This is a genomic window from Xanthomonas hortorum pv. pelargonii, assembly GCF_024499015.1.
Classification (GTDB): domain Bacteria; phylum Pseudomonadota; class Gammaproteobacteria; order Xanthomonadales; family Xanthomonadaceae; genus Xanthomonas; species Xanthomonas hortorum_B.
On record NZ_CP098604.1, the window covers coordinates 3,786,240 to 3,800,374 of the forward strand.

Here is a 14,135-nt window from a genome sequence, read left to right on the forward strand (position 1 = left end):
AGACACGCGGATAGCGATCAATGAGCTTGCTCAGGTCCACTCTCTTACTCCAAGTGAGAACGCGCGGTCCAGTTGCGACGATCTATGATGGATCGAAGATCCTTGAAGTCGCTATCCTTTTTCGGAAATCTGGTATTGATCAGCGATACCGGCGCTTGGGCAACACGTTCGATCTCCTCAATGAACTTGATTGTGTCGTCTGTTAGTTGGTCAAAACGCCTAGCTTTCTGGTTGGCCTCATCTAGGTAGTCGACGAAGGTCAGCACAACGTCAGTCGGCGCATTGAGGTTGCACGCGCGGCGGAACTCGCTCCATTCGAACCAGCCAACGCGCCGATTGCGTTTTGTTGTGGAAGTGATCTCGGCGCCTTGAACTTCGGCGGCGTCCAGTCCTGCTGCCTCGGCAATCATGGCGAAGCTGGTTTCATATTTGAGCCTTCCAGAGGTATTTCCGGCTTCGCCGTCTGGGTCAGCAACGCGGATAGGTGTGGTGCGCACCACCATGAGAATTTTTCGAACTCGGCTAGGCGAGATGCCGGCTTCCGCAAGGCACCCGGCAACATTGGTGTCTCGGGAGGTCACATAGGGATACGCGCCGTGATACAAGCTCAGCGCGCTGCCTTGTGTGCCTTCCAAAAGAACTGACTGACCCTTGCGATAAGCTTGCTCTAAGAGATCTTCTGTTCGGCCGATGTAGGGGGCCAGTTCGGGGATGTCACGGGCTAGGCGGACGGGCTTTGCCACGTCTCCGCGATTGAGAATGCGCCGGGCCTTGGCAGCGCCACTTCCGCTGCCGGTTGAGGCAATTGCGCCTACGACACCGCCGTTTTCAAGTTCGATATCCTCCGCTTCGATGATGGTGGCCTGCGGGTCGATGAATAGCCGATCAGGGCCGATGTCAAATTCCTCGATTTCTTTCAGAAGTCCTTGGACATTGATAGTAAAGCCTGGCCCCAAGAAAAGTTTTGCCCTAGAAAAGCTCGCACCGGAAGGTAGCTGATGATGAATGGATTTGCCCATGGCATTGGCGACGGTGTGACCAGCGTTGGGTCCACCCACCCGAACAAGCACATCGTATTCGTTAGCAAGATAAGCCACGATGTTGCCCTTGCCCTCACTGCCATATTGTCCGCCAACCAGCACATCCACACAGCGGACGTCCGGTGGCGTCAGGAGATGAAGGTGTGCAGCGACGCGGACGAGCGCGTCCTCATGGTCAGCGCGGACGGTGTAGATGCGAACATCGGCATCCTCTTTGAGAATTTTGATCTCGCCGTCATCAAGATCGTCAAGCTGGTCGTAGGGTAAGCTGCCCGGATCGTCTGTTGTTGATGCGATGTAGCGTTGCAGCAGTACTTCTGTTGACGCATACAAGTGCACATGGGTAAGTCGAGTGTGAAAGCGTTGACGCAACTGATTGACCTGTTCAACAGAGCGCACCTCATCCACGACAATTCCTGGCTCACCTTCTTTCAATGAGTCGTAGATCTTTTGCACACTCTCATTGACCCATTCGCCATATCGATCCCGATCCGGCATTGGTGTCCCGGGAGCGATACGGGGAGGGGCCGCATGACCATTACCTAGTTCGAGTTGACCTGAAAAAATGTCATCGGTGGAAATGAGGCGAAATCCATAGCGCTCAGCCAATGCTTTGGCCAAGCCACTTTTGCCTGAACATCGCTTGCCGCTGATGATGACCACCCGGTGGCTTGGCATCGTCAACTCCAACTCTTGATGATGCTAGACGCTACCTGCTCGGGCATCTGTGTTGATGTTTCGATCAGGCAATCGGCGATGCTTCGCAGCGAGCGAGCACTCACCTCGTTGGGGTGGGATACCGCCTTTGAATAGTCGTCATCAGAATGGGCATAGCGTGAACGGAGCACCGCCTCAGGCGCTTCAAGATGGACATGGCGAACAGCTGATCCAAATCGCGAACGGAAGTGCTCAACTTGCCGCGCCTTGCGAACGGCATCAACGATCCAGCCCTTCGTATCCGGCGCTTGCTCAATGGCCCGGATCGTTACCGGATCAACGACCCATGTGTAGTCGGTCTCAGCATCAAGACGATCGCCGGCCTCTTGAAGCTGCCGGCGAAGCTCGGTCTCGGATAGAGAGGCGTCGAGGATGAAGCTTCTGAGATAGGCGCTTGTGCTGACTTTCTGAAAGCCGAACTCGTTGATGAGTTCAGTGGTAGTTGCTGATTTCCCTACACCAAATGCACCGCTCAGTAGAACGATCCTGACTTGATTCATCTTAAAAGCGCCCCCTGCACTTTGACTGACGAACTCTAGCTTGAGGTCTATCCCGATCAATAATGCTCTATGGAGAGGTCAGTCGACAAGACAGGACAAACAGCCACAACCGCGCTTGCCGGTGAGCTTCCCCTGTTTTGTTGAGAATGACTATCCTCGCTACCGGTGTCGTCATTCCATTGCTCTCCTGCGCTCTCTCACTTCCTAGTCTGTATATCACAAATTGTTAGACGCGCCGTCAAGTCCGCCCCACCCAAGCCGATAACGCCTTTACCAGAGCGCTGCTTGACGCAGGAAGGGGCTTTTGATGGGGTGAGACAATGCTCTGCGTAGCAGTCATCAGATCAAAGGCTCACATGCGACGCTTTTGGCGTTTCGCGGCTCAGGCTGCGCTTGATCTGTGAAGCACAGGGTTCACCGTCTTTGACGGTGAGACCGCTTCCCTAAATGATTCGCAGCAAAGGTGTCTTCGAGAACAGTTACGAAGTTTCGTCTACTCCCTGCTTTGCTTCTGTTTATAGGCTCTTACGCTCCTTTGGCGTTGATCCTGCTCGTCCAAGATGTGCCGAGTGGACTTTGGGCGGCCCCGCTTTGCGATTTCCTGGGAAGCGCTGTTTGCAATTGGGGCGTGTTATTACATCCAGAACTGACGATCTCAGTCGTCATCGTTTTAGTGTATTGTGCTTAGCGCTGGCTTGCCTGGTTCTGGGTTGGATCGAGCTAAAGACGACTATTGAAGTGGCGAATTCAACTCTGATCACAACCGTTGGTATTGCGAATCAGAGTTAAAGCCGCCGGCATAGAAGTGTGCGACTTTGCTGCGCCGCCCTGGGCTGGGCTTGGACGCCGACCTGAAATGAGCGGTCGCCTCGCAATAGGGACAACGCAGATGAGGCTTCAATGCTCGGCGAGCAGACACATCCAAATCCGCCACTCCTGAGCCGTGTATTCCTTGTCGCTTCGACGATCCCTCCCCTGTCTTGACCTACATGCTTTCAAGGGTTGTGGCAGTAGTCAAGCTGTTCAAGTTGAGGAGGCCCGACCGGCCTCATGCCCTCCCGATATCCAAAAAAGACAGAGGTCGCTGCGGAGCAATACGATAGAATGGTAGAGCTTGTCGATAGATCGCCGTGCAGCTTTACTGCAATAGATTTCTCCCGAATAATTTGCTAACCAAACGATTGGAATAGTCCTGAATGACAACCGCGTCTTTGAGTGCCCTTGCCGCTGCCAAGGAAAAATTGGCAGAAGAAATTCGGAAGTTGGAAGAGCAGGAAGCTCAGCTACGCCAGCAGCAATCATCTGAAACCTATTCAGAGATCGTCAAGCTACTTGACCAATATTCCGATCACTTCAGTGCAAAGCAGAAGTCGGAAATTGCGGCTCTGATCGGTGCTGGTGTAGCTAAGCCGAAGAAGGCTGCTTCTACGAGAAAGGAAGTAGCGCCCAAGTATTGGTTGCCCCACAACCAAGAGACATGGTCAGGGCGTGGTCGTCCGCCCAAGGCCTTTACCATTTGGCAGGGCAGTGCTTCTTACAAAGAATGGAAAGCCAAGCATCCGGATGAGAAGTTCCCGGCTTTCCCGGGCTGAGGCTTGCGAATGCGAGGCAACGAGTGCCCGAAGGGACTTCGGGCACTCATTTCTTACGTCTGCGGATTGCCGTCTATTAGCTCAGGTCACAACCACTCGGCTGTGGCCAAGTAGTTGCCGGTAGCATCGCCTTGACGTCTGCTGGCGCCGTGATGCCAATCGTGCTGGCGCCAAAGGTGTCTTCCAGCTCATTGATGCTGACGATGTAGCTGTCCAGCGATCCGAGCGTGGCGCTGTTTGGAATGAGCCAACTGATGGCCCGCGAGCCGCCATTGGGATTGGCCGTGATGATGGTCTTCCAGAAGAAATCCGGCGTGCGGATGCCATGACTGGTGAGGAAGTAGTCGTTGGTCGTGTCGCTGTAAATGACGCCCCCATAGACTTGGACGCTTGCGATATCGCGATAACACTCAGCCACTTCTTCAGCACGGACCCAGATGCCTTGATTGAAGCTAGCCACCTGCGGAACGATGTTGGACATCAAGTTGGCGCGGCGGATGTAGGTGCGTTGTAGTCCATGTGGTTGGAGGTCACCAAGTGCCCCCGGTCATAGCCAGAACGCACACTGGCATAGGAAGCACTCGACGTTTGGCCTGCGCAGCCACTGGGTAATTCGGTATCCAAGTTGAAGCTTGAAGGGCGCGCTGCCGAGCCGGTGTCGGCTTGCAATACATACTCGTAGCGCAGCGCGGTGCGGTTGGTGCAGTCGTAGCTCAACGTGTAGCCACCCTTGTTGAGCGTGACCACTTGGGCCTGGGCCGCAGCACTGAACGTGGTGATCAACGACACGGCGAGGAAGATTCGGAATCGCATAGCAGCACATCTCCTTGTGTTTTCTGGGGTCGCACAAGCTCAGCAAGCACGGAACAAGGCCGTTGCCTGTTGAGGAACGCATGAGTTGACGGAGTTGAAGCAGGCAGCCCAACTGGGCGAGTGGCAGGGTTGCGCCGCGCCCCTGTTGCCACGATGTGGCACGCGGTCGTCACTTGTATCTAACAAACGAACTCTAGCGTCAATCCCTAATTCTTGAAGTTGTGACCCAGCTCCAACGACCTGAGCCACTAGCAAGTGGGTGGTTCCATAGCGTGGCACAGGCGGTGCGGTCTCAGGCGATGCGACAGCGCCATCGATACTCTGGGTTATGGACAGAGCCCAGTTGCGAACCCACCTTGATCACTTGGACGATGCGGTGCCGGCGTTGCGGGCATCAAGTCCTGACAGATGCCATTTCTTACGCGCTTTCGCGGGCATGGCGCAGATCATTGAGGCAAAAGCTCTCACTGCTCAGGATGCCGAATTCGTTGTGTCGACTCCCCGTAAAATTGATCCAGCCATAACTAGAGGTCTCCGGCACACTAGCCACCAAGGAGACCAATGATGCGCAAGAGCAAGTTCACCGAGAGCCAGATTGTCGCCACGCTGAAGCAGGTCGAGGGCGGTCGCCAGGTCAAAGATGTACCTGATTAGCCCCGACTCTCAGCCATGAAAATTGCTCGCTGCACGTAAAACCGGCTCTGGGCATGGTGTGGATTGCATCATGGCCGTGGCAAGTCGTGGCAGCATCTCGCGCAAGCGGAATCGACGATTAAAACGATAGGCCGCTTCTCCCAGGTAACGCCTTGCGTATTTGCCTTGCGCGATGGCGTGATACACGCCACTGATGGCGCGCTTGAGATTGCCCAGCACCACGTTGAGCCAACGTGCACCGGCCGTTTCGGTCGCGGCACGACCACCGCCAGTGTCCAGCGTGGTGTGCGCGTGGCCGGCGTCTTCTAGCCGGCGGAAGCAGGCCAGCCCATCGGTGTAGACCTCGCATTCGGGCGCCAAGCGACGGGCAATCCAGTCCTGCAGCGAGGTGTTATCGAAGCTGCGCACCGGCTCGATCACCACAAAGCGCGGCGCGGTGAAGGTGGCATCGGTCTGCACCGCAATCAGGAACGCTTGTTTGTTCTCCGATCCGCGTCCGGCCTTGCCACCGTTACGCTCGCCGCCGAGATAGGCATCGTCGATCTGCACGAAACCCGCCAGTTTCCGCATGGATTCGCGCTCGGCCATAACCTGCATGATCTTGTGTTTCATCCGCCAGGCCGTCTTGTAGTTGACGCCCAGATGCCGCATCAACTCCAGCGCGGCCATGTTGGTTTTGGTCGAGGTCAGCAGGTGCAACGCCAGCATCCAGGTGCGCAGCGGCAGCTTGGTGCCTTCGAACATCGTGCCTGCAATCAGGCTGGTCTGATGCCGGCACGCGCTGCATGGTAGTAGATCGCAGCACCCCGCTTGAAACGCGAGCGCACGCGTCCGGCACAAACAGGGCAACGAAAGCCTTGCGGCCAGCGCCACTTGTAAAGCGCGCGATAGCACTTGGCTTCGGTGCCGTAGGACGCGAAGAACTCAGGCATCGACAATCCCGCTTGGAACTGCACGGCATTGATACTCATCACGCCACCTCGTTGGCTTCAGGTGACAGCAGCATCCACCCAGCGCGGCGCAGATCCTGCGACAGGCGGCTGATGGTCAGGGCTAATCAGGAAGATGTATGCCGTGAGCTGGGCATTTCCGATGCGACGTACTACGTCTGGAAGTCCAAGTACGGCGGCATGGAGGCAGCTGACGTGCAGCGCCTTCGCGACCTGGAGACCGAGCACAGCAAGCTCAAACGCATGTATGCCGAGCTCGCGATGGAAAACCATGCACTGAAGGATGTCATCGCAAAAAGCTGTAGACCCGGCGCACAAGCGCCCGCTTCTTGCCTGGCTCATCGAGCAGCATGGCTGGAGCGAGCGCCGGGCCTGTGCGGTGGTTGGCGTGGCTCGATCGACAGCGCGCTATCGGCGTCGTCCCGACCGCGACGAGGAGGTCATTGCGCTGTTGTCCGAATTGGCCAAGCGTTTTTCCCGAGCGTGGTTTTGGAAAGCTCTTTCAGATCATCCGCCGTCGCGGACATGTGTGGAATCACAAAGGGTGTGGCGCGTGTATTGCCTGATAAAGCTCAATCCACGTCGTCGCAGCAGGCGCCGGGTCCCGACCCGTCATCCACAACCGCTGACATGCGGAGCACGCCCCAATGCTGGATGGTCGATCGACTTTATGTTCGATGCGCTGTGGGATGGTCGACGTTTCCGCACGTTCAATGTCATCGACGACTTCAGCCGGGAAGCCTTGGCGATCGCAGTGGACTTGAATCTTCCGGCCGCCCGCGTCATCCGCACCTTGGAACGCATCGCAGCCTGGCGTGGCTACCCCGCCAAACTTCGCTTGGACAATGGCCCGGAGTTTGTCGCATTAGCCTTGGCCGAGTGGGCCGAGCGCAAAGGCATCGCCTTGGACTTCATCGAGCCGGGGCGTCCAATGCAAAACGGTTTTATCGAACGCTTCAACGGCAGCTACCGGCGCGGCGTGCTGGACATGCATCTCTTCCGCACGCTGAGCGAGGTCCGCGAACAGACCGAACACTGGCTGGCCGACTACAACCAGCAGATCCCGCACGACAGCCTGGGCGGGCTAACGCCCGCCGAGTTCCGTGATCAACATCTACCGCAGACCTCTAGTTTTGGCTGGCATTGAATTGCGGGGAGTCGACACTCGGCCACGATGGGAGGTGCCATCACCGGCATGCTGCCTTCCATGACCTGACGCGCCTTGTCCAATTCGCCCAGGAGTTCATCGTAGTCAGGCAGGTTGGCATCCCATTCCAGTAGTGTCGACACACCACCGGTCAATTGCTGCGCCAGTGCATACAACTCCCACACGCGGGCAGGAACGGGTTGGTCATGTGTGTCGACCAGGCAGTCGCCATATTGCGTCGGTCCTGCCAGATGGATCTGCACGACCTGCCGGTGCGGCAACGCGCGCAGATACACCTCGGGATCGAAGCGGTGATTGTGGGCACTCACATAGACATTGTTGACGTCCAGCAAGATGCCGCAACCCGTGCTTTCGGCAAGGCACGCCAGGAACTCCCACTCGGGCATGGTCGATGTCTGGAATTGCACATAGCTGGATGGATTTTCCAACACCAGCGCTCTGCCGAGCACGTCCTGCACCTGCAGAACGCGGTCGCACACATGGGCCAGTGACTCTGCGTTGAAGGGCAGGGGCAGCAAATCGTGCGAGTTGTGAGAGCCAAGCCCGGTCCAGCACAGATGATCCGAGACCCAGACGGCGTTGATGTCTTCTGCCAACCGTTTGAGCTTGTGCAAATAATCGTTGTTGAGTGGCGCGTCTGAGCCGATCGACAAGCTGACGCCATGCATGACGATGGGAACCTCAGCCGCCAGCTTGCGCAACATGGCACGCTGGTAGCCGGCGTCATCGAGATAATTTTCCGAAATGATCTCGAACCAATCCACCCGCGCTCCCCCGGCCAGGATGGCCGGGAGATGTTGGGGACGCAGTCCGACACCAAATCCGAGATTGGGTAAGCCCAGGCGGGGCAGTGGCAAGCGTTCTTCCACCATGTCCTGGGCGTGGTGCGGTTGAGTCGGACGTGCGTGCATCACCGTGTCGGCCGGTCAGGTGGAAGGCGGCAGGGCGATGCGCAGATCCGTTGGACTGGGCTTAGTGCCGGGTGGCAGCTGGCGGCTGGCCATGACCTTCTCGAACGCCTGCCATGCGATGTCGTAGACGGAGTCGCCCACGGCGAAGGGCAGTTCCGCCACTGGTGTGGGAGTATTGTTCGGATCGGTGAAATTGAACAATTCCATGGTGCCGGCCGTGGGATACAACTGCGAGGCGGAGATGGGCACGGCGCATCCACCCAACCCTGCGCATTTGTTGTCTGCGGGCGCGCTGAAGAAGTCCGGCAGGCCGCAGGTGCCACCTACCGCCGGAGCACGTGGCGCAGATTGGCCACACCCGCCGCGTCCTCCGATCGCTTGGGAGCAATTGCCGCCACCGCTCACCCCATGAGCAAAGCCACAGCCTCCTTGCGTGGCGCAAGTATTGGAGCCTTTGCAGCTGTGATAGATGGCCGGTGCCGCACAGTTCCCGCCAGAGGCATCCAGTGCCAGGCCCTGGCAGGCGTGTTGCAGGGCGCTCGTGGGCTGTGCCGCCATCCCTTGCCGCAAGGTCGGCGCGCTGCCATAGACGGCCCAATACAACCCCATGCGATCCCCTGAGCCGACCATGGAGGGGAACGGGAAGTCGACAGACAGATCACCCCAGGATTTGGTCAACACGGTCGTAATGCCGGCGAGCGAACCTTGCGCGACGTTGTCCAAGTCGACGGGGTTAAGCTGCTTCAAGTTGTTGAGAGCCGTTGCCACCTCGGATGGCTTGGGGATGGTGGTCGGCGCCGTGGCAGGGTCGAAATCGGCACTGGTGAGTAGCGCCTCTGTCCAGATGTTGCCGGAGACCGCGTGCCACTCACTCCACGTCTCCACCTGATCGACCAGATCAAGCAGCTGCTCGAAGCGTTCGTAATGATCCTGTCCACCATTGCTTGATCGCGCAGCCGCATCTGCCGAGGGCGCCGGGTCGCCCGAGTCGGTGTAGGACGGATAGTTGTTGGCCAACGCCGCTTCGTCGGGCTGGAACTGCACGATCACGCTGTTGAGGGTGGCGAGTTCGGCCCCGGTTTCCAATGCACGCTCGTGGATCATCCCGAGAAATGCACTGGTGGTCTGCCAGTCAATCCCGCCTTCGCCTTGATCGCAGATGGCATACATCATGTAGATGGCCTGCGCTGCGGCAGCCAGGGGATGGGTTTCGGTGATCTGGGTGTTGAGCTGTGGGTATTCTTTTTGGATCTTGCTGGTGGCGGTGTTGAACAAATCGCGCTGACCAGTAGGGCCGGTGAACACCTTCTCCCACAAGGTCTGGTTGTCCTCGTATTTGAGTGTGATGTATTGGAATAGACAAAAATACATCCAGCCGATCGTTCCGAATTTCGGCAGATCCACTTCCGTATTTGTCGCGGTCCAGCCGTTGAACGGCACGGTCGGGAAATAGGTTGTTTCAAGCACCGATGGCTTGATCTTGGCGCGTGCGGTGTCGTGGTTTTCCTCGATCACCGTGAACAGCGCCACTTGCGCGTCAGTCAGGCCCGCAAGATCGACATTCAGCCCGCTGCCGACCGTGCCGTCTTCAAGGTCTTGCAGATCGATGATGTGCGGAATGACGGTTTGCGTGGGGCCGTAGCAGATCCAGTTGTAATTGGCGTCTTGCAGGAGCGGGCTATTGAAGGTCGGGGTGACGCCGACCGCGCCGCACAGATTTGCAGCCATCTGCAGATGCAGCATCTCATCGATAAAGACCGAGAACAGCAGGTTGTAAGCGCGTTGCGGAGCGGTCTGTTCGGGTGGAGCACCAAGCGGTATTGTCCCGGTTGCCATGCCCGGCCAGCGACGGCCCTTGTAGTAGGAAATGCCATTGGCATTGATCGCATGCGTGCCCTGGATGGACTTCATTGTGCACATGTAAAGCGGGACGGTGAACAGCTCTACATTGACAGCGGCCTGGACTAAGGCTTGCAATGCCGCTTTATCGGCCTCGAAATTGGCAAGCGGTTGTTCGACGATCTGGCGGGGGGCTTTGGGAATAATGCCTAATGTGGCGTGCGTTTCGGTCGCGCTCATACAAACCTTCTCCATGGATGTCCTAGCATTCGGCTGGGTGGCGAGATCGCATGCGTGTGTAGCGCATCCATCCATCCCAGTGGCGACGAGAACTGCATCCGTCCGTGCAGTCCTTGCATCTAGGCACACCTGGAGATCAAGGGCGCTCTATTGGTTTCTTGGCGAACCCTCGGAAAGTGTCGTCGATTGCTTCGACGTATAAACCTGGCCGCAAGGCGAGTCAATTGCTCAGTGCGCCTGGGAACGGCAATGCGTGACCAGGCCTACTGGGCTTTCGTGACCGAGCGCATCAGTGGCTGAGCCAAGTTGGCAGATCAAGACACGAGACCACTTGGTCATCGGCGGTCCTCAGCACAACAGCCTGGCAGCACGGGGATGAGCGTGGCCCTCCCTTTCTTTCGTTGGTTGTCGGCGGAAGACCACCCGGTGCGCCTGATCTTGCAAGAGATATGGCGCTAAGCTTGAGTTCGGTCATCACGCTCTTTCGTCGCTTACGCCATTACGGCAAGATCCAAGTGAAAGAGAGGCCGCTGAAAATTTTTACGGCATCGGTAAAAATCGAAGGAGGCGATTGTTGATGAGCCAGGATGCGATTCAACTGATCCAATGCTTGGGGAGGCATGATGTCTGAGCAGGTTGAGAAGCTCTTTGAAGGTTCTGATGAGCTGTTGGAGGCGTTGGCGCCGATCACAGCGGCTCCGCCGTTTGATCAAAGTGATCTGCAAGTTTGTCGCGCACTTTGCCTGCTTTCGATTGAGCATGCTGTTGCGAGCCGCTGCCTTCTTGCGTTTGGTGCGGGACCATCGACGGTCATCATCCACCGCGCGCAGTTCGAAGCGCTGGTGAGAGCCGTCTGGGTCTTTTACTGCGCAAGCGATGATGAGGTGGCCTGCTTACAAGAAGAACTGACATCGACAAGTGAATCATTAGCTGCTCGCTTGCCCATGCTATCCAAGATGCTCCAAGCTCTGGAAACGGTGAAGCAGGCAGCCGAGCCACTGCGGGCGTTTTTGGAGTTCAAGAAATACTCTTGGGTGGCACTCAACTCGTTTGTCCACGCGGGCGCACATGCACTTCACCGATTGCGAACGGGCTTCCCGCTTGAACTCGTTGAACTTGTGGTCAAACAAAGCAACGCGCTGGTCGTGATGGCTCACATGCAACTCGCGATCACCATAGGTAGCAAAGACGCCGTGCACTGGGTCGCTACGACGGCGGATGGCTTTTTCGCTGTGCTTCCTCCACGAACAGGTTAGGCTTTGTTGCGGCCCCATCACCATCGCCCACGGGTCGTCAGACTGGTGAGTGGCAAAGCTTGCGGTGCAAGTTGCTTGCAGTGAGATTTGAACGAAGGACGGTTTGGATGACCAATATCAGCAAGGCGGAAAGTTTCGAAGACGGATTTTTCCGTGCAGCACTTGAAGTCATCGCAACGAATGATGAGCGCAAGGCCATCATCGCCAGCCGTGATTTCAATGGCCTGAGGCAACGACTCGATCGCTCAGCGAGCACGACGCGCTTCACGCAAGCCATGGCGGAGTTCTACCTCGGCATCCCGAGACGCCAATTCGACCAATTCAAGCGTGAGCACGGCAATCCGTTTCTGATCAGCAAGAGCACGCCACGCTCAATTGCTAAGGTAGAACTCTTGACGTGGTATGCCCAAGTCACCAAAGCCCGAGAGCAGATTCAAGAGCCGATCTCGGGCAACTTCGGTCGAACGGGGAAGGTTATTCCGTTCATTGTGATTCGCGAGTCGGCCGGCAAGATCAAGAGCGTGATCTCACATGCGGGCATCACTGGGCTCGATATGAGTGTGATCGAAGAAGCTTTCCAGCAAGGCGCAACGATCTTGGCCCTGACTATCGATCAAGCCTTGGCGCTGCCTTGGCAGTCAAACGCCGAGAAAAAGCATTGGCGAAATGCCTACCGCTCTCATCTGATGACGGTCCATGCATCCAAGATGGCGTGGCTGGATCGCCAAGAGTTAGACGAAGACACCAAGCCCGCCCAAAGCGACCAGCGCACTAGGAGATAGCTTGATCTTGCCGCTGCCTTGCGACGAGCGGATGAATGGTTGTTCAGCGATCGCGGCGATCTAGTCCTGTAGCGATGCGGCTGTGATGCATAGATTGCGTTCCGAAGCTTGGCGGGTCGCCAAGCACGGAGAGCAAGATGAAATACACCATCGAGATTAATGCGACTGCCCACCTGGTCCACTGGGCAACGATTGAGGCGACCTCGCCCGAGGAAGCCCTTTCCAAATGTGATATCGACGCGATCTCTTATAGCGACTTCGAGTTCGAAGAATGGCACAGCGCACCCGAGATCCATCGCATCGAAGATGAAACCGGCACGCTCATTGCGTGCGACTACGAGGACGAAGTTCCTGACATCGACGATCTGTAAGTGCCGTTTCGGTTTGTCCAACCGACTGATGCTGTCACGCTGCGGTCTTGACGAAAGGCGTGATGGCCTTAGATTGAATGGAAGGAGACGAAATGAAACAGGCAATTAGAAAGAGTATTAGACAGGCAGTGAAGCAAGGAAGCGAGGCGTATGTGCAGTCACTTTGTGAGGCTCAAGGCGATAGCGATGCTGCGGCACGCTATGCCATTGATGTGGCGATCACGAGCGGCAAAGAAAGCTTGGTTGATCAACTGGTGCCGCTATTGTCGAAGTCTTTTGCGGTCTATCCGCTTGATGTGGCTGTCAAGGCGGGTTCGGTGCGGGCAGTTGAGCAGCTCATGGCGTTTTGCGACGCAGAGGATGACGAGGCATTGGTGCTTGCTGCCAGGCACGGGCACACGGAGTGCGTCAAACGCCTGCTCAAAGAATGCAATCCCCTTCAAAGCGACTCTCAGGCGTTGTATGAAGCCGCGCTCCATGGCCACGCAGGTGTTGTCTTTCAGTTGGTCATTTTCTCAGACGCCAAGGCCCAGGACAGCCGGGCGCTGATTGCCGCTTGTCGGGAAGGCCACTTGGATGTGGTCAAGCATTTGTTGCCGTTCTCATCGAAGATCCAATGTGCGCTGCATGGCTTTGCGGCGGCGGCCGAGAACAATCATGCCGAGGTCGTTGAGTTCTTGATCGAAGCCGGTCTTCCCGATCCCGAGGACACCTACGCATTAGGACTTAACGTCGCTGCTGCCAAAGGACATGCAACGTTGGTGGGGAGTCTGCTTTGGGCGATCGTCAGAACAGGCCATGCGCCACGCGACTTTGGCGAGAAAGCACTGTTCGCTGCAGCGACGAAGGGCGATGCAGGAATGGTCAAGTCACTCTTGGAGTTCGCCCATAAGACCGCTTATCCGGAGGCCGGCTTGTTTGCTGCACTCCAAAATGGCCATGATCAAGTGGCGGATGTTCTGGTTCGCCGAGTGAACTTAGATCACGTGCGTGAATTGATCTCGGACGAAGAGATCGAAGAAAAGCTAGACAATTTGATCGCCAAAGTTGAGGCTACGAAGCAGCACAGAGAGCTTCAATCCAACGAGCGCCAGAGAGTTGCGCAGAGCAATACGCCAAATTCAATGGAAAAGCGTCCATCTCGCGGTGCTCGCCTGTGAGTGGTGCTGGCCGATGGATTGGGTGTTTTGAAAAACTTCGAAATTCCGTAGGGCTTTTCGTTGGCTTCCGCGAAGCTATAATCCTGATGTGGTTGAGTTCTGTGCCTTAGACAGCAATACGCTCAACACTGCTGGCTTCCCG

11 protein-coding genes and 3 pseudogenes are annotated in these 14,135 nt (G+C 56.8%); 8 read left to right on the forward strand and 6 right to left on the reverse strand.

Annotated elements, in window-relative coordinates; translation table 11 throughout:
* Window positions 1-44 precede the first annotated feature (44 nt).
* Window positions 45-1,718: an adenylosuccinate synthetase gene (locus tag NDY25_RS16345; protein WP_168959885.1), complete on the reverse strand. Its 1,674-nt coding sequence runs from the start codon at window positions 1,716-1,718 to the stop codon at window positions 45-47.
* A gap of 2 nt (window positions 1,719-1,720) precedes the next feature.
* Window positions 1,721-2,257: an AAA family ATPase gene (locus tag NDY25_RS16350; RefSeq protein WP_168959884.1), complete on the reverse strand. Its 537-nt coding sequence runs from the start codon at window positions 2,255-2,257 to the stop codon at window positions 1,721-1,723.
* Between the two features lie 1,196 nt (window positions 2,258-3,453).
* Between NDY25_RS16350 and NDY25_RS16355 the strand changes: the two genes are divergently transcribed.
* The gene (locus NDY25_RS16355) at window positions 3,454-3,849 is read left to right on the forward strand and encodes an H-NS histone family protein (protein ID WP_104552384.1); all 396 of its coding nucleotides are present in this window, start codon (window positions 3,454-3,456) and stop codon (window positions 3,847-3,849) included.
* 76 nt (window positions 3,850-3,925) lie between these two features.
* Here NDY25_RS16355 and NDY25_RS16360 read toward each other — a convergent pair.
* Window positions 3,926-4,662: pseudogene (locus NDY25_RS16360) on the reverse strand (DNA/RNA non-specific endonuclease).
* A 328-nt stretch (window positions 4,663-4,990) separates the two neighbouring features.
* Between NDY25_RS16360 and NDY25_RS16365 the strand changes: the two are divergent.
* On the forward strand, window positions 4,991-5,227 hold the full coding sequence (locus NDY25_RS16365) for a hypothetical protein (RefSeq protein WP_233366555.1): 237 nt from the start codon (window positions 4,991-4,993) through the stop codon (window positions 5,225-5,227).
* A gap of 98 nt (window positions 5,228-5,325) precedes the next feature.
* Here NDY25_RS16365 and NDY25_RS16370 read toward each other — a convergent pair.
* Window positions 5,326-6,287: pseudogene (locus NDY25_RS16370) on the reverse strand (IS1595 family transposase).
* A gap of 72 nt (window positions 6,288-6,359) precedes the next feature.
* Between NDY25_RS16370 and NDY25_RS16375 the strand changes: the two are divergent.
* A pseudogene (locus tag NDY25_RS16375) lies at window positions 6,360-6,458 on the forward strand (transposase); the annotation flags it as partial.
* A gap of 91 nt (window positions 6,459-6,549) precedes the next feature.
* Complete coding sequence (locus NDY25_RS16380) at window positions 6,550-7,413, forward strand: IS3 family transposase (protein WP_256627568.1); 864 nt, start codon at window positions 6,550-6,552, stop codon at window positions 7,411-7,413.
* Here the strand turns inward: NDY25_RS16380 and bufB are convergent.
* Together bufB and NDY25_RS16390 are read right to left on the reverse strand one after the other, a co-directional pair.
* The gene (gene bufB, locus NDY25_RS16385) at window positions 7,374-8,345 is read right to left on the reverse strand and encodes an MNIO family bufferin maturase (protein WP_256627569.1); all 972 of its coding nucleotides are present in this window, start codon (window positions 8,343-8,345) and stop codon (window positions 7,374-7,376) included. The genes NDY25_RS16380 and bufB overlap by 40 nt on opposite strands.
* A gap of 15 nt (window positions 8,346-8,360) precedes the next feature.
* Window positions 8,361-10,424: a ferritin-like domain-containing protein gene (locus NDY25_RS16390; protein ID WP_168959872.1), complete on the reverse strand. Its 2,064-nt coding sequence runs from the start codon at window positions 10,422-10,424 to the stop codon at window positions 8,361-8,363.
* A gap of 620 nt (window positions 10,425-11,044) precedes the next feature.
* Here NDY25_RS16390 and NDY25_RS16395 point away from each other — a divergent pair.
* The 4 genes from NDY25_RS16395 (at window position 11,045) to NDY25_RS16410 (ending at window position 13,993) form a co-directional block, all read left to right on the forward strand.
* Window positions 11,045-11,680 (forward strand): DUF6988 family protein, encoded by a 636-nt coding sequence (locus NDY25_RS16395; protein ID WP_343243412.1) that lies wholly within the window; start codon window positions 11,045-11,047, stop codon window positions 11,678-11,680.
* 107 nt (window positions 11,681-11,787) lie between these two features.
* Window positions 11,788-12,462, forward strand: a complete 675-nt coding sequence (locus NDY25_RS16400; protein WP_168959870.1) for a hypothetical protein — start codon at window positions 11,788-11,790, stop codon at window positions 12,460-12,462.
* 137 nt (window positions 12,463-12,599) lie between these two features.
* A complete protein-coding gene (locus tag NDY25_RS16405) occupies window positions 12,600-12,833 on the forward strand; it encodes a hypothetical protein (RefSeq protein WP_168959869.1) in 234 nt (77 codons plus the stop codon).
* Window positions 12,834-12,925: 92 nt separating this feature from the next.
* Window positions 12,926-13,993: an ankyrin repeat domain-containing protein gene (locus NDY25_RS16410; protein ID WP_168959868.1), complete on the forward strand. Its 1,068-nt coding sequence runs from the start codon at window positions 12,926-12,928 to the stop codon at window positions 13,991-13,993.
* Window positions 13,994-14,135: the final 142 nt, after the last annotated feature.

Bases quoted from the DNA above. Each gene is read 5' to 3' on its own strand.
- NDY25_RS16345 (WP_168959885.1), bottom strand. From the start codon at position 1,718: ATGCCAAGCCACCGGGTGGTCATCATCAGCGGCAAGCGATGTTCAGGC.
- NDY25_RS16350 (WP_168959884.1), bottom strand. From the start codon at position 2,257: ATGAATCAAGTCAGGATCGTTCTACTGAGCGGTGCATTTGGTGTAGGG.
- NDY25_RS16355 (WP_104552384.1), top strand. From the start codon at position 3,454: ATGACAACCGCGTCTTTGAGTGCCCTTGCCGCTGCCAAGGAAAAATTG.
- NDY25_RS16365 (WP_233366555.1), top strand. From the start codon at position 4,991: ATGGACAGAGCCCAGTTGCGAACCCACCTTGATCACTTGGACGATGCG.
- NDY25_RS16380 (WP_256627568.1), top strand. From the start codon at position 6,550: ATGTCATCGCAAAAAGCTGTAGACCCGGCGCACAAGCGCCCGCTTCTT.
- bufB (WP_256627569.1), bottom strand. From the start codon at position 8,345: ATGCACGCACGTCCGACTCAACCGCACCACGCCCAGGACATGGTGGAA.
- NDY25_RS16390 (WP_168959872.1), bottom strand. From the start codon at position 10,424: ATGAGCGCGACCGAAACGCACGCCACATTAGGCATTATTCCCAAAGCC.
- NDY25_RS16395 (WP_343243412.1), top strand. From the start codon at position 11,045: ATGATGTCTGAGCAGGTTGAGAAGCTCTTTGAAGGTTCTGATGAGCTG.
- NDY25_RS16400 (WP_168959870.1), top strand. From the start codon at position 11,788: ATGACCAATATCAGCAAGGCGGAAAGTTTCGAAGACGGATTTTTCCGT.
- NDY25_RS16405 (WP_168959869.1), top strand. From the start codon at position 12,600: ATGAAATACACCATCGAGATTAATGCGACTGCCCACCTGGTCCACTGG.
- NDY25_RS16410 (WP_168959868.1), top strand. From the start codon at position 12,926: ATGAAACAGGCAATTAGAAAGAGTATTAGACAGGCAGTGAAGCAAGGA.